This is a genomic window from Paenibacillus sp. FSL H7-0943, from assembly GCF_037963265.1.
Lineage (GTDB): Bacteria > Bacillota > Bacilli > Paenibacillales > Paenibacillaceae > Paenibacillus_AQ > Paenibacillus_AQ odorifer.
Map to the genome: position 1 here is coordinate 4537960 of NZ_CP150148.1, position 20997 is coordinate 4558956.

A 20997-nucleotide genomic window follows, 5' to 3' on the forward strand; every position below is an offset into this window, starting at 1 on the left:
TATTTATAAAATATTGTGATAAATAAAAGCTATAATTTTTGCTTACTTTCGGGAAATAACACCTCGCCGATCCCCGTCTTAATCTTCACTATCTCCTCAAGCGTATTCGACAGCTCGCCGGGCGGATAAGGTTTTGTTAAATATTTTTGAATTACATCGTTTAATTGGTTCTTATCCGATTGATCTAGAGCAGAAGAAATAACGATAGGTATATTTTCAGTTCTTGGATCTTCTTTAAGCATTCGGATCAAATCCCAGCCATCCAGCTCTTCACCCAACATCAAATCTACCACAATCGCCACAAATGGTGTTTTCAAGGCCTGATCAAAAGCTTGCTGTGGATGGTAATGATGGGTAACACGGAAGCCCTTCCCTTTAAGCTCTTCTGATAAAAGCAACGAAAGACTGTAATCATCTTCAACGATCATTACATTAGGTTTGAGCTCTTTATCGGTGCTCCATTTATTAAGCTCATCCTGTTGCCGGCTCGCTTCCGCATGGAGGATAGGGAGGCTAAACCAGACGGTAGTGCCCTCTCCTTCTACGGAATCTATACCGATATTTCCCTTTTGTTTCTCAATGATCTCCTTACAGATAGCAAGTCCGAGTCCTGTTCCTCCAATTCTTTTAGAGGCGCTATTATCCACTCTTCTGAATTTTTGGAATAGCTGTCCTATTTGATCCTTAGGAATGCCAAGACCATTATCCTGGATACGTACAATAATTCTATCCGACTCGTTATGCAGCAGTACTTTAACTTCATTGTTATCAGGCGAGAATTTAATCGCATTACTTAACAGATTCGTCAGAACTTGGACAATCTTATCCTTGTCCACATCAACATCCGCATTTAAAGCCTCATCCACTAGGAGCACATGATGGGTACTGCTCAGTTTATATTGATCAATTACACCTAATACAATTTCACTGAGATTCAAATGCTCCGTGATATATTGCTGCTTACCTGACTCCATTCTCTGCAAATCAAGAAAATCATTAATGAGCTCCGTCAGTCGTTTAGCTTCCTTATGAATCGTCTCCAGATATTTAAGCTGCTTCTCAGGCTTCATGGTCTTAGACAATAACAGTTCTGTGAAACCAAGTACACTCGATAGCGGTGTTCTTAGCTCATGACTTACCGTACTGACAAGATCAGATTTCATAAGGTCCAGCTCATATTCTCTAGTGATATCTCTGTAGACAAACAATGTACCAATACGCAGCTCGCGACGGAATACAGGGATCGCATACACGTCAATATGCTTCTTCGATTCAGTTCCAATGGAGTATTGCATGCTGCTGGATTCCAGAGCATCCTCAGCAATCGCTTTTTCAAAAAACATCCGAAGTTCATGATTCTCATTCGAGTGCTCAATGAAATAATCCATCCATTTCTGACGGGGAATCAAAGTTCCTTCTGTCCACTCATAATTAAAAATGTTGCTCAACGCTTTATTCATCTGCAGGAGCATACCTTCTGTATTCACAAATTGTATGCCCTCGTTCACATTATTTACGATGTCCCGATTCAGCTTTCGTCCATGTTCAATCTCTTCATACATGAATAAACGTTCAATCGCCAGCGCTACGCGGTTCATCATCCCCTGAACCTCATTAATCTCTTCTTTGCTGAAGGAATGACCAATCCGGCTGCCACAGAACACTGCAAGAATCTCATCCTCTGCGTTCACAACAGTAGTGTAGAAGTCGTAAACATAGACCTCACTCGCAGAAATCCCTTGCTCTGATTGTGTGGCCAGGCGCTTGATTAGGTACGTTTTTTCCGCTTGCAAGCGATATAACATCTCATTATTCTCATGATCAAGATAACGCTCCACATTCTCCTGTGGAATGCCTTTCACAGCCGCAATATTATCTTTCACAAGCAGGAAGAAACTCGAATCAAAGGCATACAGGCGATGCATAAACTCAATAAACTTATCGGCAAATTCATGTTTATCCAAAGTATAAGTAATATCATGATTCAGCTGATTATTAAGTTCAAGCATCATCTTGGTCTGTTCTGTGTTTTTTAACGTTTCGGCTAGCTCCTGCTGCACGCTTTTCATTGAGGTGATATCGTTCGCAATAAGGATGTATTGATAAATCACACCCTCTTCATTCAGGTACGGCACAATCGTCAGATGCAGCCAGATGGGCAATCCGTCTTTGGCTAGAATCTGCAGCTCATTGTTCCACACTCCGCCTGTATTTAATTTGTTAAAGATTTTCTGATAACCCTCATCAGAGAGATTATAAAGTTCAAATAACTTATAGGTGTAACCGATAATCTCAGACTTTTTATAGCGGGTATATCCACTTAAATTATCATTCGCGTAGGTAAAGACACCTTTAGCAGTAAGGATCCCCACCGCAGACGATTGATCCAAGGCTTTCATCATACTCTCAATTTCACTAAGCGAGCGCTGCAGCCTATATTGCTGATCCTGAAGTTCATCCTGCTGCGCATGCAGCTCTTCATTCTGCATCATCAATTCTTCTTCTTTATCTTGAATACTTCTAGCCATATTTAGAAAAGCATCATAAAGTCGGCCAATTTCATCTTGATTCTTAAGCTTGCCCAGAAGAATTTCTTCTCCTGCAGCCAGGGAATGGGTTGCCCCTTCCAGCTTCAGAATAGGATCTATTAGGTTCTTCAGAATCCGCCAAATCATAAAGGTGAAGATTAGCAGAATAATCGTGCTGAAAAAGAATGCGATAAAGGTAAACTCATTGGCACGTTTGATGTAATCCATAGCCATAGTATTTAATGCGGCATCGGATCGTTGCTTGTACTCTTTTGTATACGTTAAAAAATCATTTACTGATTTCGTGTTGCCATCTGCGGATAGAGCTCTCAAAGACACATAATCGTCTGCCTCGACAAACCGAATCGCTTCAGGTAAAACTTTAGTTTTGTACTGAACATAAAATGCTTTCAAACCATCTCTAAACAAGGCTTCTTCCGGAGATAAATTGAGATTAGAATAGGTATCCAGAATCTTATCAAAGTTAACAAGTCCTAAGTTTAGGAGATCTAATTCATTGTCACTCTTAAGTGCGCTGAATCCCCTCGCTCGGAAAAAAACCTCATTTAACGCAGTCGCCAATTCGTTAATCGTGTCCGCCTTATTTTGCAGAACTTCACGGTCTCTACTTAATTTGTTCTGCTCATTATTTATGAAAAATAAAAATACAGATCCCATAATAATGATTAACGAAAAAACCAAGGCAATGATACGAAAATATCTATTTTTAATACTGTGATTAGAGCTGCTTCCCTTTGTCACTTAGGATCCCCTCCACAATCTGCAAGAGTTCCATAGGACTAAAAGGTTTTGGCATAAAATAACGTGCGCCTGCATCTACCGCTCGAAGACGGTCTACATCTTGGGCTTTGGCTGTTAACATTAAAATAGCTGTAGCCTTCTTTTTCTCATCATCCAGTTGGCCTAGGACTTCAATCCCTGTCATTTCAGGCATCATATAATCCAATATCACCAAATCATAATGATCCTGTGACAATTTTGAAAGCGCCTCTAATCCGTTCTCGGCAGTGTGGATCTCCACGTCTTCCAAATCTTCTAAGGTGTCTACGATTAACATTCGTAATACTTCTTCATCATCCACTACCATTACCTTTTGCATAGCTGCCTAGTTCCCTCCGCTTTAGATCTCTCCTGGTGCTCACAACATATTCAGAACCCAATTAGAACAAAAATCTATGAGCCAACCGCTCTATCCTCGACAACAACTCAGGCATATGGACCGGCTTCACTACATAATCATCGGCACCCATCTGCAGGGCATGTACAATATCCGCCTGATTATTTCTTCCCGTCAACATGATCACTAATATATTTACTTCCGGATACGTTTTGCGGATTCTTTCCAGAACTTCTACTCCATCCAGATCAGGCATCACACCATCCAGCAAAATAATATACTTCTCATCCACGGCATACCAATCCGATTGCAGGAAATCAAGCCCATTCGCATAGCTGCTAACCTTCACCTCAGCAATATTATCCGGCTCCCAAATGGCGAACTGACTGGTCACAATTCTCCGAATTAGCGTATCGTCATCCACAACAATCACATTCAGAACCGAATGCTTTTTAGTAGTGGATAAATGGTCCGAATAAAGCGTTGTCTGATTCCTTCCAGCATGCTTACTAGCATAAAGAGCCTGATCTGCTTCCTCAATCAATTTATCGGCTATATTCTCGGCATCTGTTACCTCAGAAATCCCGCTAGAGATAGTCACATGAAAGATTTCATTTTTCGCAAAAAAGTCAGTCGCCGCAAACCGCTCTTGAATACGTTGTATAACCAACATTGCAGATTCCGCATCCGTGTGAGGTAAGAACACTGCAAACTCTTCTCCCCCATAACGGCAAAAGGTATCCTCCAGACGGATGGAATTCTTCACAAGCTCGGAAAAGCCCTGCAGAACTTCGTCTCCGATTAGGTGACCATATGTATCATTAACGTTTTTAAAATAATCCAAATCAATCAGCGCTAACGAAAATACGCGGTTGGTCCGCTTAAAATCACCAATCAGCTGCTTCATGACTTGATTAAAGTGTTTGCGATTGAATGCGCCGGTCAAATCATCCACGATGATGGACTCCTGCCATTCTCTCTTGAGCTGAAAGCGATTTTTGATCAATACCAGAAATAAATCAATATCTACAGGCTTCGGTAAAAAATCCATCACCCCCAGCGAATACGCCTGCATTTGCGTCGCTTTGGAGTACTCCCCGCTTATAATGATAATGGGAATTCGTTCTTTTTTAGCCTTGCCGATAATTTGGTTCAACACCTCAATCCCGCTTTTATCCGGTAAAAGAATATCCAGCAGAATGAGATCTGGTTTCGTTTCATAAAAGATTTTGAGTCCCCGTTCAGCAGATAAGGCAATGCTTACATAGTAATTCTGCCTCTCCAACGACTCTTTCAGATAAGCAACTAGCTCTACATCATCGTCGATAAGAAGAATATCATTCTGTGTGAGCGTCTCAGCAGGTCCCTTTTTATCCAATGCTTTAACAGAGCTTGAAGCTGCCAATGAATGGACATTAAACAATGGAATCAGTGGATATAAATAATCCCCCCATTCCTCGACTGACCAACTCTTAAGACTGCTTTCCATGAAATAGGGCAGCGTATCCTCGGCAAATTGTTCGACATCCGGTAATCCGACAGTACCAGCAGTGCCTTTTAAATTATGCAAAAAACGATAAATGTCCTTTTCCTTCACTTCCGCCTGTTCCGTCCATTCCTGGAGGGTCATCTTCGTTCTTTGCTCAACCATATCTTTATATTTTTGTGTAGTCATATTTACTCCTTCAGACTAGCATATCAAACTCTCAGTTCATCACATTTTTTATAGGCTGTCAAATGAATTTTCTATAATTTCAGCTGCCAAAATAAATATTTAATCAAACTGACAAAAAACCTTTGGTTGAAGCTTGTTTCATCATTTGCAATAATAGTTGGAATGGTTCATTCCGTATACACGGTGAAATCAACAAATACAAAGGGAGGCTGTATTCATGAAGGGGATTATTACTGTATTGGGAAAAGATAAAGTAGGGATTATTGCTAAAGTATGTACATATCTAGCCGAACACAATTTGAACATTCTGGATATTTCGCAGACGATTGTTCAAGATTATTTTAACATGATGATGATTGTAGACATTTCTAGCTCAACTAAAGCTTTTGAGAATATTGTAGAGGAATTACATTTGCTTGGCGAATCGATTGGCGTGGAAATCAAGCTTCAGCATGAGGATATTTTTAATATTATGCACCGAATCTAGGAGGATGGCTGACCATGATATCACTAGTGGAAGTACAAGAAACGAATAAGATGATTCGTGAAATGAATCTGGATGTGCGTACCATAACGATGGGGATCAGCCTCATGGATTGTGCCCACACGGATATGCGCACATTTAATCAAAATGTATATGACAAAATCACCAGATCCGCTGAAAAGCTCGTAAAGACGGGTGAAGATCTGGAAAGACAATTTGGGGTTCCTATCGTTAACAAACGGATTTCTGTCACACCCATCGCTATTGCCGCTGGTGCGGTGAAGACAGATACCTATGTACCTGTTGCTGAAATCCTGGACAAGGCTGCAAAAGAGGTAGGCGTTAACTTTATCGGCGGCTTCTCTGCACTTGTACAAAAAGGCTGCACCAAAGGCGATCGTATTTTGATTGACAGTATTCCTGAAGCATTGGCAGTCACTGAAAGAGTCTGCTCCTCGGTCAATGTCGGTTCCTCCAGAAGTGGAATCAACATGGATGCTGTGAAATTAATGGGCGACATCATTATCCAAACTGCGGAACGCACCAAGGATCGGGATTCCATCGGCTGCGCCAAGCTGGTAGTTTTCTGTAATGCCGTTGAGGACAACCCTTTTATGGCCGGAGCATTTCACGGGGTTGGAGAGCGGGAATGTGTCATCAACGTTGGCGTCAGCGGTCCTGGTGTAATCAAACGTGCGCTTGAAGAGGTTCGAGGGCAGGATTTTGAAACCTTATGTGAAACCATTAAACGGACAGCCTTCAAAGTCACACGTGTCGGTCAGCTAGTTGCTCAAGAGGCTTCCAAACGGATGAATGTTCCTTTTGGGATTATCGATCTATCCTTAGCTCCTACTCCAGAAATCGGAGATTCCATTGCCGAAATCTTTCAAGTCATGGGTCTGGAGGAAGCTGGGGCTCCGGGAACAACTGCTGCTCTGGCAATCCTAAATGACAATGTTAAAAAAGGTGGCGTGATGGCCTCCTCCTATGTAGGTGGACTTAGTGGAGCCTTTATTCCAGTCAGTGAAGATCACGGCATGATTCAAGCGGTTCAGCGGGGTGCCCTTACACTAGAGAAGCTGGAAGCTATGACCTGTGTGTGTTCCGTAGGACTGGATATGATCGCTATCCCAGGAAGCACTACCAAGGAGACCATTTCCGGCATCATCGCGGATGAAGCTGCAATCGGCATGGTGAATAACAAAACCACTGCGGTTCGCGTGATTCCAGTAATCGGCAAGGATGTTGGTGAAATGGTCGAATTTGGCGGCCTGCTCGGATATGCACCAGTTATGGCAGTGAATGGCTTCAACTGCGCGAATTTCGTTAATCGTGGCGGACGAATCCCTGCACCAATTCATAGCTTTAAGAATTAATAGAAACCTCTAACAGCAAGTCCCTATTTGTACTTAGGAGACTTGCTGTTTTTTTATATTCTAAAGCTGAGAATATTAGTTTATCTTGATTAAGCCCGTTGAATGCCTATATTAGGCGTTCCGCCAGTCAAATCGATAAATAATACATAATCATTTCCATCTGTGCCCTTCAGAACGAGACCAGTCTGACCTACAGCACCTACAGAAAAGTATCGAACCTGTTGCAGGCTGGTAGGAGCGCCTGGTGGCAATGTTGCTTGGTTCGTAGCGATCAACCGGGTTGCAGCTCTGATGGTGCCTGCCCCGCTAATTTCACCGGTTACCCCCAGATGACCGAGTATGGATTCACTGCCGTTCACATTTAGGCTTCCCATTATAGTCTGACTACCATTCAAATGCAGATTCGAATCGATAGTCTCATTTCCATTAACGTGCAGATCATTTTGAATGGTCTGACTTCCTGTAACTAGAACGCTATCGAAGGTTGGCAAGGCGATCATCCCTTTCAGGTTTTATAGTATATCTTATGTTAAACAAGCCAGCCCTGTCATAGATAGATATACAGCTTTCACTAAATCCGCTTTTTATCTTCGAGACTCTGATTAATGGCCTTATACCTAAAGTCAAAATAACCCCCTACACATATAATGATTAGCAAGACTCGGTGCTAGAGCGGACGACTGGCTCCACAGAATACAGGAGGAATTATGAAGAAGACAGCTAATAGGCTCACTCCTGAAAGGCCTTCAAGTCACGAAGTCACCATCAGCCAAGTTAATCCATCGCAACACCATAACCTCATCCTAGAGATGAACTCTTATAGAGCAGAGCCTTTGCAACGGGAACTCAAGCAATTAAGAATATTGCTGCTGGTTCCTACAGTGGCAAGTGATAAAATGCCTAATGTACGACTTTTTAAGGATCAACTAAGGCATTTGGTCAAAGAAGTACTTGCTATTAAATTCCAGCATAATCTGGAGGAATATTTAGCTCATTTTCAACCTGATCTAATATTAGCTCTAGGATCGGAGACCCTATTTCCGGAGGAGAACCTCCCTGCTCTGAAAGCTTCCAACGTTCCCAAAGCGGTATGGATGGCAGATGCCGCTTGTCTTACTCCAACAGAACGTAATCTGGCATTGTTGTTCGATTATATTTTCACACAGAACATAGCTAATCTGATCTATTATCAGGGTTTATGGGGCAAACATTCCAGCTTTCTCCCATATGCTGCGGATACGGATCTCTATTATCCAAGACGTGTGGAGGACTGTTATCAGAGTGACGTACTCATTCTTGGCGATTTTCAAATCGATAGTGTGCTTTACACGTTGGCGTATTCAGACCTACTTCAAGGCCTTAAGGTAATGATCGCCGGGCGTGGTTGGGAACCCCCCAGAAATTTCATTGATATCACACATAGTAAAGATATGTCCAGCTATTATAATGGAGCAAAAATCGTCATCAATTGCACTGGTTCTGTGCAGCAGATTATGGAGGTCACCGCTTGCGGTGTATTTCAGTTAGTGGAGGATCATCCCCATCTTCATAATTACCGAATTGCAGAAGAAGATCTCATTCGTTTCCAGAACTTCAAAGAGCTCTCCGATAGCTTTAAGCACTATTTATCACATAGTGAAGAAAGAAGAATTTCTGCCTCTCGTGCCCTAAAGGAACTTAAATATAACCATTCTTATATCCAGCAAGGAAAGTTACTGCTGAGAAAAATATTCAAGGAACCGTAGGGGGTGACCTGACTTGAAATGCATTGCTTTTGTATTGCCTCAGTTTCATCAGATCTCAGAGAACGATTCCTGGTGGGGTGAGGGTTTTACAGAATGGACAAATGTCAGGAAGGCTGCAGCCCTTTATCCTGAACATGATCAGCCCAAGAAGCCATTAAATAATAACTACTATGATTTAACGGATCCTAAAGTGAAACAATGGCAGGCAGAGACTGCAAGGGCTCATGGCATTTACGGTTTTTGTTATTATCACTATTGGTTTAATGGCAGGCGGCTGCTGGAACAACCGGTTCAGCAGATTCTTGCGAGCAAAGAGCCTGACTTTCCCTTTTGCCTTTCTTGGGCTAACGAACCCTGGACACGTAGCTGGGATGGTACCGAAGAGGATGTCCTGATGCCACAGGAATACGGAGAAGAACGGGATTGGCGAATGCACTTTTATGCTTTGCTGGAAGCCTTCAAAGATGATCGTTATATCCGGGTGGAGGATAAGCCTGTCTTTATCATTTATCGGTCTGCTAGTATCCCGCGCTGTGAAGAAATGCTTCAATATTGGCGCGAATTGGCTCTGCAGAACGGACTTAAAGGACTTCATCTGGTCCGGACACTGGGCGGTTTCCCCCTAAAGAAAGAGCAAGGATTCGATGCCAGTCTGGAATTTGAGCCGCATTACACATTCGCACATGGCGGGGTTAAGCATTTATGGAGCTCAAAGCAGGTGGAGGATCAGAGACATATCGTAATTGATTATGATGAGTTATGGGAATCTATGTTGGAGCGGACACCCCATAGAGACGGAGAAATCATATATCCGGGAGCTTTTGTCAACTGGGATAACACACCACGTAAAGGCCCTGCCGGACAAAGTACCTTAGGCGCTAATCCTCAAAAATTCGGCCAATACCTTTCACGACAAATTGAGCGCGCCAAAAAAATGTTCAAAAGTGAATATATTTATATCAACGCCTGGAATGAATGGGCTGAAGGGGCCTACCTAGAACCGGATGTACGTTATCAATATCAATACTTGCAAGCCGTTAAGGAAGCCTTACAGTTTCATCACAAAGAAGATCCTTCTTAGCCGTAGCGCCAGAAGGATCTTTTTCATTTTATGTTATCTTTCAGATGACTGCACTTTGGCGCTTCTTGCACTCACCAATCTCCAGCCAGTTAATAAAGCAGCCACTAGACATATCGATGCCGAGGTTACAAACACTACATGCATGCCCTCGATAAATAACTCTGGCCGACCAGGAACTAACCCTGTCACCCTATAGCCGGCTTTACTGCTCATCACTTGAAAAAGAATTGTAGTAGCAATTGTTATGCCGACAACCATACCAACATTACGAACTAACGAATTGACACTACCCGCAGAACCAAGCTGTGTTCTTGGTACCTTAGACATGACAAGCGAATTGTTCGGCGATTGAAATAAACCACTTCCTATCCCCAGCATAGCGATCCACACACCTACCAGCACAACAGAGCTTCCTACATGAAGCTGTGCTAATCCGAACTGCGCAATAACCATGACCACCAGCCCTGCAAAAGTCAAAAATTCCGAGCCTATTTTATCCGATAGCGCTCCACTCATTGGAGCCACGACTACCATACATATCGGCAGCAGCATTAACAAAAAGCCTGCATAGAATGGCGATAAATTAAGCATGTTCTGTGCATAAAACGGCGCGATAATATTGAAGCAGAAATTCGCTGTAAATACGAGAAAACCACATAAGATACTTAAAGAAAACAACGGATTCTTAAATAATGACAGCTGCAACAGCGGTTCTTTTCTGCGAAGCTCCGTCCATATGAAAGCAATGAAGCTGACTACAGCAACAATTATTGATGTAACAATTAAGCTGTTACCATATCCAAGCTGTTGACCTAGTAATAATCCTGCGAACAAAGTAATAATAAAGACAGCAAACAGTAAACTGCCCGGCACATCAATCGAAGATTTCACTCTCGTTAAATCCTTAGGCAATACCTTCCAGCCAAAAAATATAGCGATCAGGCCAATAGGGACGTTTACCCAAAAGATATACTCCCAGCCTAAGGTGGAAACCATAATCCCGCCTAAACTTGGGCCAGCTATACTTCCCAGAGACACGAATGTACCAATGAAACCAAGGGCTTTACCACGCTCCGTGGCAGGAAAGATATCCGTAACAATTCCCTGACTGTTCGCCATGGTCATCGAAGCACCTAAGGCTTGTATTACGCGCGAAGCAATTAAGGCTGGTAAGCTTACACTAAGCCCACACAGCATAGATCCAATAACAAATACAATCGTGCCAATCTTAAAAATTCGAATCTTTCCTACGATATCTCCAAGCTTGCCGAAGAAAAGGATCGCCGCACAGATCGCCATTAAATATCCTGTTGTTACCCATTCGATTTGCGCCATGGGCAGCTTCAGTTGTTTGGATAGCTCAGGCAGAGCAATATTGACAATACTACCATCAAGGGTGGACATAAACGTAAAAATATTCAGAACAATTAAGATCATCCAGCGCTTCTTCTGAATTTCTTTATCCTCCTGATAGGTTGCACTTACAGAACTCATAACTAACACCTCATTAAATATTAATAATCACTGTTTAGTTGCGCACGCAACCAAACTCGCCATACCCAGTGTACAACAATTTAGTTGCGTGCGCAACGACTTTATTGTACACTTTATTTCAAGGCAACAAATGAACGAACATATAACCCAAAGAGGTGTCTATATTGGCAAGAGAGCCTATCGGGAAGCTAATTTCCCATCTTCACCGTCAAAATCAAAAGAAACTGGTTAAGCAATTTGTCCCCTATGGAATCGGTAGTGGTGGACAGCATAGCTTTCTTAAATTGATTCTTTCTCGGCCAGGCATTACTCAGGATCAGTTAACTGCCGAATTGAAGTTCGATAAAGCAACTACAGCACGTTCTGTGAAGCAATTAGAGAACTCGGGATATATCGAGCGCAAAGACGATCCTAATGATCGACGCTCTCACCTTCTATATCCTACCCCGAAAGCCATCGATTTCTTCCCAGTTTTACAGTCCATCTTAGATGAATTTAATAAAAGCCTTGTGGGCCATTTAACCGATGAAGAAGTAGAGCAACTACATTTCCTGCTGCAAAAAATCAGCCAAAACGAAGAATAGAACATAAGAAAAAGGATGTCCCACAGCCATTAGGCTGTTGAGGCATCCCACGTTTACTTTTGCTTTACGAGCTCAGTAACTTCTTCCGTAATCTCTTCTCCGCCCATACTCTTCCATTTAGCTACAAACGCATCAAAATCACTAAGCGGTGAATCACCCACAATGATATTTAAGAACGTCTCATTCTCCAGATTCTGCAGTTCCGACCATTTAGTCTTCATAAGCCGGGTGTTCCCATAAAAGACCCCACGCACTCCCTCTATAGCAGTTGAGGTTAACACAGCTACTCCGTATTTATACGCATTCGCTGCTTTCCAGCCTTCAAGATCTTTTTTGGGCTGCTCTGTTTCCGCTACCCATTGATCATAAATGAGCCGGGTATCAGAATTTAATGTATCCGGGTCTATCTTTCCGTGCAAAGCCTGCTGGATATCAGCATAATGTTTCTCAATCGCATCCCTATAATCTATCAGAAGATCGAACGGATAATAAGCACGCAGCTGAATGCCTGTCTGCGCAGAGAAATCACCCAGCTTTTTTACCTCCTCTTGATTAGGATCCTGTCTTCTTTCGAGTCTTGTAAACACGTTTAATTGCTTGATTACAGCCTCAGGATGTTCAAACCCTTTACGCACAACAAGATATCGATCTGTTACCGGCGCTAAATGAGCGACAAACTTACCGGAATCGTCAACTGGAGCTGCATATGCTCTCCATTCTGCCTTCGTATCCAAAGCCACTGCCTCTGATAAAGGATAATAAGGCATCCACCAAGGACCAAAAAACATCCCAGATTTACCTGTAATAATAGGCTCCTGAGTTTCCTTGTATAGTGCAAAGTCCGGATCCAGCAACCCGCGTTTATACCAATCAGCAAGTTTAGCAAGCGCTTGTTTGGTCTCTGGTGTAATGGAGCCATACACGATATTGCCGTTGTTATCCTTAATCCAATTCGTGGGGAAAGCGTGAAATGCACTAAACACAGCATCCAGACCATTAACTAATGGCTTAGTTCCATATACGATATTTTTGTAGCCGCTTAGACCGACAGTATCTCTTTTTCCATTTCCATCAGGGTCTTTTTCAATAAAAGCTTTGGCAATTTTCTCGATGTCTTCAAAAGTTTGAGGAGGCCGCAGCTCCAGCTTCTCCAGCCAATCCTGACGTACCCAGAGCAGCACGGGAGAGTCAGCATCAATAGCTACATTCGGTAATCCATATAGTTTACCATCGCGGGAAGCGTCCTCTAATGCCTCACCCTTTGTAGAATTGTACATATCCTTGATAAGTTCAGATCCATATATTTTATAAGTCTCTGTCAAATCTTCAATCATATCATTATCAATTAATTTCTTCAGTTGATCCCGATCCACAACCATGGCATCAGGCAAATCGTTGCTATCAATGGCAAGCTGTACCTTTTGCGTAAAAGCATCCTCACCCTTCGCTTCCCAGGAGTGAACCACTTTGATATTCGTAATGCTCTCTAAATAACGGGTGATTGGATTGTTATCGTTGCTGTCACCTGTATTAAGTCGCGAGTCGGGAACCTTAAACCCTACTCGTATCACAATCGGATCCTCATATTTGCTATAAGCGATAGAAGTATCTTCATCCCCTGCCTGAGGGCTTGCAACCGAATCTACAGTACCGATATTGTCACGACATGATGTCATTCCAATGACCATAAACACTAGGAGGATAGATTTCCAAAATTTCATATTTGGTTTTTCCCCTCCGCACGGAATTCACTTGGTAATTTACCAATACGTTCTCTGAACAATCTGCTGAAATAACGATCATCCTCAAAACCGGACCGCGAAGCAATCTCACAGACGGGAAGAGTAGTCTCCAGCAGCAGTGATTTGGCGAGTTCCAGCCGCATTCCCCGTAAACATTCACCAAATGTCTCTCCGGCAAAACGAGCGAAACATTGGCTGAAATAACCACGGCTCATATTAATGACGGCTGCTACGTCGCTCTGATTGATTTTGTCACCTGCATGGCTCTGCATATAACGAACTGCACGAATAAGACAGGACATAACCTCTTTAGTTAATCCAAGTTCCAGCATTCTTCGTCCCACATGATCAGAAAATCGCCGCAGCCAGTTCTTCCAATGGCACCAGTTCAGATTATGGGAGATGTCCCTTTCCAGTTGAGCAGCATCTTCAGGCTTTAATAGTAAAGAGCTCCAGCTTTGTATTAGAGAGTGTGCAAACGCCAGAAACTGATCAGAACGGGGTTTCTGCTGAAGTATGTTTGCTACAAATTTCTCCCACTCATTTCCATCAATTGTCCACTTCAAATTCTGTGCTTGCTCCAGCAGATTATCCGCCTCTTGTTTTGAGTAGGGAGCCGCTGCTTCCTTCTTTATGTCTTCATATTTCAATGAGGTCAAATCCTCTGGTTCAGGATGATAAAATAGAATACGGCGTAATTTCGCAGTGAGCTGTTCCTCCAGTTCCTGCAAGGGTTGATCTCTCAATCCACTGATCAGCGCGGTCTGCCATCGTCCGGATAGCTGGATCTTAAGCTCACGTTTGCTCTCATCTATTGAGAAACGATGTAATAAGGGCGACATCCACATCTCATGAAAAGTAATGAGCGGATTATTTTTCACGCTGGACAGCTGAAATAATTCTTCTTCATTGCACTGATGATTTAGGGGCAAATACAGCAGAGCCTTATCAGCAGCCATACGTTTACTTTCCCCACGAACCAGAGCATCCCGTGTATTGTCCTCCCATTTAATACGATCGACAAGACGTCTGATGGTTTCATCCGCATTTTCCATCTCAAGCAGTGTTTTTACAATATAGTCAACGGCTCCTAAACGCATAGCCTCCTGAACATAGTCAAATTCATGATGACAAGTAAGAACAACACAGCGAATGCCTGCGAACCGTTGTCTAACCATTTTAATGAGCTCGAAGCCTGAAATGCCTGGCATGGTCAAATCCACAAATAATAAATCTACTTCCTGCTGTTGAAGCAGCTCCAAAGCAGATTTACCATCACCTGCCTCCCCAACTATAACAATCCCTAAGGATGACCAGTCGATCAGGGATATGAAGCCTTTTCGCACGAGTCTCTCGTCATCCACAACTACAGCCTTAATCATCGAAGTCCTCCTTACCTTTCCTCGGAATCACAATGGATACAACCGTACCTTCTCCTGGCTTACTGAACATCTCTAGCTTCATTTGTTCTCCATAATAGGTTCTAAGCATCCGGTTCACATATGAAAAACCAATTCCAAGTCCCCGTTTTTTCGCTCCATCATCAGACAACAGCTGATCTAATGTATCTGCATCCATCCCAGCGCCATTGTCTCTCACACATAGCTGAACCTCTCCTTCACCATGTTTCGTTATCTCAACATCTACCTTGCCATTATCGCTTAATCCATGATAAATCGAGTTCTCCACCAGAGGCTGAAGCAGAAATCTCGGGACTGCCACAGACAATACATCCTCATCAGCTTCAACGTTAAATTCAAATTCATAATCATAACGAATACGCTGCAGCTCCATATAATTTCGAATCGCTTCAATTTCCTCGCCAATGGTAACAATGATGCTTTGCTTGCCCAGATTATAATGCAGCACCTTTACAAGAAGAGTGACCAGCTTGTCGATCTCCTTCTGGCCGTTTAGCCGGGCCATCCACTGTACCGTATTTAAGGTATTATGCAAAAAATGAGGATTGATCTGGCTGAGCAACTTCTCAATCTCAAATTGGCTTTTCTGTTTCTCATTATGGGCAACCGCAACAATCAGCTCATTCACCTGTTTTTTCATCTGCTGAAAGTTGGTAAGCACGAAATCAAATTCTTCCACATTCGTATAGGCTACCGGAGCGGTAACATTTTCCGCCATTCGGTTGATTTCAAGGTTGACCTTACGCAACGGACCATAAATTTTCCTCCAGATGATCCAAGCCAGAAATCCGGCAAAAAGAAGGGTGGAGAAGGCAAGTAAGATCATTTTATAAAACCAAGAATAAATTTCACTGTTGAATTCTGATTTTTTCACAACGGCAATAAGCTTCCAGCCCTGAGGACTCGCGTAACGAAAAAGATGATATCCGCTTAGCGTTTCATGGGTGAGATTGGAGTTGCTTCCCGCAGCTTTAATAATACTTAGCGGAAGTTTGCCGTCGATCACTTTTGTACTATTACCTTGCTGATTGACCAGCAGATGATTTACTTTCATCCCGTAGGACTCCTGATTGAAGATTTTGCGAAACAAACTATAATTCGTCTCCAAATAAATATAAAGCTTATGCTGGCCCGGCACACGGACAATCCGCTGCTCCGAGAATACGAGATTATCACCAACAGCGTACATAGTGGGATGTGGTCCATAATAGTCAGCCCCGTTATATCGCATAAAAGACGGCAATGTACTGATATCAAAATTTCTGCGTGCGCTCATGTTGGTGAACAGAACGGGATCATCGCTGTCCGGCATAATGTAGGCTGTAAGTCCAATATAAGGGTTCGTAAAATTGACTAGATTGATCTTCTGGTTGATGGAATTCATCATTTGCGATTTGCGAAAAATTTGTTTTTCCTGAATAAATGAGGACATCTCCTGCACAATCTGACCGTCCAGAGCAAACTGTTTGGAGGCAAAATCCATATTGTCGATGGCATTCTCCAGGCTTGAGGCTTCCTGTCTCAGACTAGCGCTGATCCCGTTGCCAATTTTACCTGAAAGGATGGAGTAAATAGAGGTGTAGGTTACGAATCCTACTAAGAGAAGCGGAAGTAGTGTTCCGATTACTAGATAGATAAATAAGGTATTGCGTAAGGATTTGACAGCTGGAGTATGACTCCGCAGGGGTACTCTTACCATCTGGATTATCCTCTTCTTTCTATCTGAAAGCGTTTTATATTAATGTGAGAATACCACATTTATCCTTAATTGAATAGAATAAGGCAGAACAGCCTCCACGCCGCCCCGCCTTATTTTATAGTTACTAGCCGTGTTTATTTAACGCTTTTACGAGCCTCGAACAATTCCTCAGCCTTTTTAATCGAGAAATCCATAACTTCGGAATACCCAAGACCATTTACCTTATCATGCATTTCTTTATTCAATTTATCGTATTCCGCTTGATCTTTAGCAAAGACCATTTTCCAGGAAATCTGTTGAATAACCGTACCGATTTGTTTATTCTTTTGTTCCACTGTTTTATCCATGGTTAATGGTTCTTTGCCAGTGAAGCCTTGTGGTGCTACAGCCAATAGATTGTTTTTCTCAAAATACTCCTTAGGAGTCAGAACGCCCATTTTCGCTCTCCAGTCACTATCAAGCTTGGATGGGTTACGCTCTAGGGTTGTTGTCCACAGATTATGATCGAATGGCTCACTATTCTCTGGATTCACCATCGCCGGAACCACAAACGAGAAGTTCATTTGATTGGAGCCATAGTAGTAGTCACCACCGCCGTATTCAGCAGGAACTTGAGTATTCTGTTGATCAGTATAAGCTTTCCAACCAAAATCAGTCACTGCAGGTTTGCCGTTTGCATCAATATCCCAAGTCAGACCTTGAGGTCCGTTTGGTACTGCTGTACCACTTCCTGCAGAAATCATTGCACCTTCCGGTGTGTACATCCAGTTAATGAATTCCATAATTCTAGCAGGCTCCTTAGCTTTTGCGCCGATTGCAATAATACCGTTACCACCGTAAACATTGAAGCCTGTGGAATACATCAATTCATCTTTGAACGGAACCAGCGCAAAACCTTTACCTTCGGCTGTTCTTTCTGGTGTATTGTAGTTAGCAGCTCCAAGCCATGGGAACCAAGAGAACAATAGACGACCATCTTTGTATTTCGCAACAACATCGTCAAATTTTTGCGTCATAGAGTCCGGATCAACCAGCCCCATCTGGTTAGCTTCAAAATACAGTTTGAGCGATTTCATGTACCAGCTATCTTCGGATAAGAAGTCATAATACTTTTCTTCATCTGCCTTAACATACACAGCAGTATCAGGAATTTCGTCATAGCCCATCATGTTTGCGAACTGTTTAGCCAATGTCATTTTATAGTTGCCATCCCAATCAGACCACATCGAGAAAGCATAGGTTTTTTTGCCTTGTTCATTCTTAGGCTCGAGCTCTTGCATTTTTTTCAGCACAGGCAGATAATCTTCAATCTTTGTAATTTCTGGCGCTCCAATTTGTTGGTAAAGATCAAAACGCAGGTCTGGACCCCAAGTCATATCTTTTCCTTCAGAAGGTCCGGATGGATTAGAAGCTACGCTGTTCCCCATACCAAAGACTGATGATCCACCGCCAAAAGCTACCTTAGCTTTTTCAATAGCTTTTGGAAAAGTGCTAGAAATGTCTTTTCCGTATTTGTCCAAAAGACCGTCCTGTGTCCAGTCCAAGAGCAGCTTTCCTTTGATGGCATTTGGATAGTGGTTCTTGTCGTCACCGAAAATGATGATATCTCCAAGATCTCCGGAAGCCATCATTGCAGAGATTTTGGTATCTCCACCAGTTAGGTTTGAAGCTACAATCTCCATTTCGATGTTGAACTTATCCTTGATGATTTTTGCAAACCATCCGGTCTGTGGACCGGCATAGTTAGCGGTTGTTGAGAATACAGTCAGCTTCAGCGGCTTGGAATGATCAAGCGCTCCGTCATCCGGTGCTGCTGTCTCTTCCGCCGGGGCATTCGTGGCAGCCGACGTAGGTTTCTCTGTGCTCGTGTTTTTGCCCGAGTTAGCCGTATTATTCCCTCCGCCACATGCTGCAAGAACGAAGACCAGGATTACGGATAGCATGACAAGCGATGCTCTTCTTAATCTCATTGCTTTATACCCTCCCTTTCATCTCTTCACTTATAGTTCAACTCTGCTTATAACAGAGGAAAACCCAGTTCTAGTCCAGAGCGGCCACCCATCAGCCTTTCACCGCACCGATCATAATTCCTTTGACAAAAAAGCGTTGGAAAAACGGATACACGATCAAAATTGGCAATACAACGATCATCGTTACAGTCATCCGCACTGAGGTTGGAGTCTGCATATTCGCTGCACTAGCGGCCATATCTGGCGAATTACGAATTAAGGCTGCGAGCGAGCTGGATTCGTTCAAATAACGCCATAATAAGAACTGGAGCGTAAAGTATTTCGTATCTGTCATCAGAAACGCCGTATCAATAAAGGCATTCCACTGATTCACCGCTGAGAAAATCGTAATCGTAGCCAAGATAGGTGTTGTAAGAGGAACAATGATACTCCAGAACACCCGGAAGTAACCTGCTCCATCCATTGACGCTGACTCTTCAAGTGAGGGCGGAATAGCCTCGACGAAGGTTTTGACCAAAATGATATTAAAAGGAGTAATAATGGTTGGCAAAATATAAGCCAGGTAATTATTAGTCAGATGCAAGTTATGCATGGTGATATACCATGGGATCAGCCCTGCGCTGAAATACATCGTAACTACAACACTGCGGTACCAAATACTCCGGCCCCACATTTCCTTTTTGGTGAACAAGTACCCAAGAAATGCCGAAGATCCAACGGTGAGCAAAGTACCAACAACTGTTCTATAAATAGAGACTGTAGCCGCATGACCTAAACCACTGATTCTTAGAACCTTACTATAGTTATCAAAATGGATCTGCCTTGGATAAAATTTGATATACCCTGCTGCGCTAAGATCATTCGAACTGATCGTATTAATGAACAAATAGTAGAATGGATAAATGCATGACAGGGTGAACAATCCAAAGAGTGTGTAGATAATAATTTGAAAGATTAATTCTCCAGAAGTTAGTTTTTTCTTTCTCAAATGGGATCACCCCTGCCTTAAATAATAGATTCGTCACGCACCATCTTGGATAATGTGTTTGCCGCGAACAGTAGAATTACACTAACGACCGACTTCAGCATACTGACAGCTGTGGCAAACGGAAAGTTGTTAGCGAACGCAATATTGTATACATAAAGATCCAGCACTTCTATGGAATCTTTATTCATCGCATTTTGAAAGGCAAAGTACTGCTCCATCCCGTTATTGACCAGGTTACCTATGGAGAGCAGCAGTAGGACAAAGAAGGTTGGGATAAGACCCGGAATGGTAATATGCCAGATTTTACGGAACCGGCTTGCACCATCCACCTCTACGGCTTCATACAACTCCTGATCAATGCCTGCGATTGCAGCAAGATAGAGAATGGCACCCCAGCCTAACGATTTCCACCAATACCAAATGATCATCGTGACCCAAATATTTGAGCTGGAGGCTAAAAAGTTATAACCCTCATCAACGATTCCAAGCTGCACTAAAATGTGTGTGATGACCCCGTTATCAACGGAAAACAACGAGAAGGCCAATGCATATACCAGAATCCAGCTGATAAAGTTCGGAATCGTGGTTAGCGTCTGCACCATCTTGCGATACCAGCCTGACTTAATCTCGGTCAGAAAAATCGCAAAGATCACTGGAAATATCGAGGTAATTAGTCCAAGTGAGCTCATGGCAAGTGTGTTCTTCAGCACGCGCACAACCTCTGCGGTCTGTGTTGGATTGGATACAATCGTCTTGAACCATTTCAACCCGACATATGGCGTGTCAGACAACGGTATTCCGGGAATGAAATCATAAAATGCATAAATCCATCCGCTGATCGGCAGATAATAGAAAATAAAGGTGACAACAAGAAACGGAAAAGCCATGAAGAACAACTTATGTTTGTTCTTCATCTTCCAGCGGGATCGATGAACCGGATCGACGCTGGGAAGTAATTCACCAGAAGGTACCCCCATGTCGGAATCTCCTATACCCAGATTTTGATTACGTTTTCATAGTATCAGAACCTTTACGTATGACGAGATAGATCACAGAACGGCCTCACTGGAGA

General features: G+C 42.8%; 16 protein-coding genes. 5 read left to right on the forward strand and 11 right to left on the reverse strand.

Translation table 11 applies throughout. The annotated features are described in order from the left end of the window. Nucleotides 1-29: 29 nt before the first annotated feature. The 3 genes from NSQ55_RS19890 to NSQ55_RS19900 all read right to left on the reverse strand — a co-directional run bounded on the left by NSQ55_RS19890 (nucleotide 30) and on the right by NSQ55_RS19900 (nucleotide 5341). Nucleotides 30-3290 carry an ATP-binding protein gene (locus NSQ55_RS19890; RefSeq protein ID WP_339168713.1) on the reverse strand — a complete coding sequence of 1087 codons (3261 nt, stop codon included), beginning with the start codon at nucleotides 3288-3290 and terminating at the stop codon, nucleotides 30-32. Next, nucleotides 3268-3648 carry a response regulator gene (locus tag NSQ55_RS19895; RefSeq protein WP_036685780.1) on the reverse strand — a complete coding sequence of 127 codons (381 nt, stop codon included), beginning with the start codon at nucleotides 3646-3648 and terminating at the stop codon, nucleotides 3268-3270. Before NSQ55_RS19895 ends, NSQ55_RS19890 begins: the two co-directional genes overlap by 23 nt. Nucleotides 3649-3709: 61 nt before the next feature. Then, nucleotides 3710-5341 (reverse strand): diguanylate cyclase, encoded by a 1632-nt coding sequence (locus NSQ55_RS19900; RefSeq protein ID WP_036685778.1) that lies wholly within the window; start codon nucleotides 5339-5341, stop codon nucleotides 3710-3712. 217 nt (nucleotides 5342-5558) lie between these two features. Between NSQ55_RS19900 and NSQ55_RS19905 the strand changes: the two genes are divergently transcribed. Continuing rightward, a complete protein-coding gene (locus NSQ55_RS19905; protein WP_036685776.1) occupies nucleotides 5559-5828 on the forward strand; it encodes an ACT domain-containing protein in 270 nt (89 codons plus the stop codon). 17 nt (nucleotides 5829-5845) lie between these two features. Continuing rightward, entirely contained in the window at nucleotides 5846-7201 is a 1356-nt protein-coding gene (locus tag NSQ55_RS19910) for a PFL family protein (RefSeq protein WP_248548616.1), read from the forward strand. Nucleotides 7202-7290: 89 nt separating this feature from the next. Here NSQ55_RS19910 and NSQ55_RS19915 read toward each other — a convergent pair whose 3' ends face one another. Beyond that, nucleotides 7291-7701, reverse strand: a complete 411-nt coding sequence (locus NSQ55_RS19915; RefSeq protein WP_248548519.1) for a hypothetical protein — start codon at nucleotides 7699-7701, stop codon at nucleotides 7291-7293. 207 nt (nucleotides 7702-7908) lie between these two features. On the opposite strand from NSQ55_RS19915, the gene NSQ55_RS19920 reads away from it, so the two are divergent. Continuing rightward, nucleotides 7909-8946 (forward strand): glycosyltransferase, encoded by a 1038-nt coding sequence (locus NSQ55_RS19920; protein WP_339168722.1) that lies wholly within the window; start codon nucleotides 7909-7911, stop codon nucleotides 8944-8946. 13 nt (nucleotides 8947-8959) lie between these two features. Beyond that, complete coding sequence (locus NSQ55_RS19925) at nucleotides 8960-10027, forward strand: glycoside hydrolase family 99-like domain-containing protein (protein ID WP_339168724.1); 1068 nt, start codon at nucleotides 8960-8962, stop codon at nucleotides 10025-10027. Between the two features lie 33 nt (nucleotides 10028-10060). Here NSQ55_RS19925 and NSQ55_RS19930 read toward each other — a convergent pair whose 3' ends face one another. After that, nucleotides 10061-11521 (reverse strand): MFS transporter, encoded by a 1461-nt coding sequence (locus tag NSQ55_RS19930; RefSeq protein ID WP_076187490.1) that lies wholly within the window; start codon nucleotides 11519-11521, stop codon nucleotides 10061-10063. A 164-nt stretch (nucleotides 11522-11685) separates the two neighbouring features. Between NSQ55_RS19930 and NSQ55_RS19935 the strand changes: the two genes are divergently transcribed. Further along, nucleotides 11686-12105, forward strand: a complete 420-nt coding sequence (locus NSQ55_RS19935) for a MarR family winged helix-turn-helix transcriptional regulator (RefSeq protein ID WP_339168729.1) — start codon at nucleotides 11686-11688, stop codon at nucleotides 12103-12105. Nucleotides 12106-12158: 53 nt separating this feature from the next. On the opposite strand, the gene NSQ55_RS19940 is transcribed toward NSQ55_RS19935, so the two are convergent. The 6 genes from NSQ55_RS19940 to NSQ55_RS19965 all read right to left on the reverse strand — a co-directional run bounded on the left by NSQ55_RS19940 (nucleotide 12159) and on the right by NSQ55_RS19965 (nucleotide 20902). After that, nucleotides 12159-13826, reverse strand: coding sequence for an extracellular solute-binding protein (locus tag NSQ55_RS19940; RefSeq protein ID WP_076305544.1), 1668 nt, complete (start codon nucleotides 13824-13826; stop codon nucleotides 12159-12161). After that, nucleotides 13823-15229, reverse strand: coding sequence for a response regulator (locus tag NSQ55_RS19945; RefSeq protein ID WP_076305543.1), 1407 nt, complete (start codon nucleotides 15227-15229; stop codon nucleotides 13823-13825). Before NSQ55_RS19945 ends, NSQ55_RS19940 begins: the two co-directional genes overlap by 4 nt. Then, on the reverse strand, nucleotides 15222-16967 hold the full coding sequence (locus NSQ55_RS19950; RefSeq protein WP_076130772.1) for a sensor histidine kinase: 1746 nt from the start codon (nucleotides 16965-16967) through the stop codon (nucleotides 15222-15224). The genes NSQ55_RS19945 and NSQ55_RS19950 overlap by 8 nt, the downstream gene beginning before the upstream one ends. 134 nt (nucleotides 16968-17101) lie before the next feature. Further along, a complete protein-coding gene (locus NSQ55_RS19955) occupies nucleotides 17102-18937 on the reverse strand; it encodes an extracellular solute-binding protein (protein WP_076187499.1) in 1836 nt (611 codons plus the stop codon). A 91-nt stretch (nucleotides 18938-19028) separates the two neighbouring features. Then, nucleotides 19029-19925 carry a carbohydrate ABC transporter permease gene (locus NSQ55_RS19960; protein WP_036685756.1) on the reverse strand — a complete coding sequence of 299 codons (897 nt, stop codon included), beginning with the start codon at nucleotides 19923-19925 and terminating at the stop codon, nucleotides 19029-19031. Nucleotides 19926-19942: 17 nt separating this feature from the next. After that, complete coding sequence (locus NSQ55_RS19965) at nucleotides 19943-20902, reverse strand: ABC transporter permease subunit (RefSeq protein WP_076130774.1); 960 nt, start codon at nucleotides 20900-20902, stop codon at nucleotides 19943-19945. Nucleotides 20903-20997 lie beyond the last annotated feature (95 nt).

Excerpts from the sequence above, each read along its gene's own strand:
- NSQ55_RS19965 (WP_076130774.1), bottom strand. The coding sequence starts at position 20,902 with ATGGGGGTACCTTCTGGTGAATTACTTCCCAGCGTCGATCCGGTTCAT.
- NSQ55_RS19920 (WP_339168722.1), top strand. The coding sequence starts at position 7,909 with ATGAAGAAGACAGCTAATAGGCTCACTCCTGAAAGGCCTTCAAGTCAC.
- NSQ55_RS19945 (WP_076305543.1), bottom strand. The coding sequence starts at position 15,229 with ATGATTAAGGCTGTAGTTGTGGATGACGAGAGACTCGTGCGAAAAGGC.
- NSQ55_RS19955 (WP_076187499.1), bottom strand. The coding sequence starts at position 18,937 with ATGAGATTAAGAAGAGCATCGCTTGTCATGCTATCCGTAATCCTGGTC.
- NSQ55_RS19950 (WP_076130772.1), bottom strand. The coding sequence starts at position 16,967 with ATGGTAAGAGTACCCCTGCGGAGTCATACTCCAGCTGTCAAATCCTTA.
- NSQ55_RS19940 (WP_076305544.1), bottom strand. The coding sequence starts at position 13,826 with ATGAAATTTTGGAAATCTATCCTCCTAGTGTTTATGGTCATTGGAATG.
- NSQ55_RS19900 (WP_036685778.1), bottom strand. The coding sequence starts at position 5,341 with ATGACTACACAAAAATATAAAGATATGGTTGAGCAAAGAACGAAGATG.
- NSQ55_RS19915 (WP_248548519.1), bottom strand. The coding sequence starts at position 7,701 with ATGATCGCCTTGCCAACCTTCGATAGCGTTCTAGTTACAGGAAGTCAG.
- NSQ55_RS19930 (WP_076187490.1), bottom strand. The coding sequence starts at position 11,521 with ATGAGTTCTGTAAGTGCAACCTATCAGGAGGATAAAGAAATTCAGAAG.
- NSQ55_RS19895 (WP_036685780.1), bottom strand. The coding sequence starts at position 3,648 with ATGCAAAAGGTAATGGTAGTGGATGATGAAGAAGTATTACGAATGTTA.
- NSQ55_RS19905 (WP_036685776.1), top strand. The coding sequence starts at position 5,559 with ATGAAGGGGATTATTACTGTATTGGGAAAAGATAAAGTAGGGATTATT.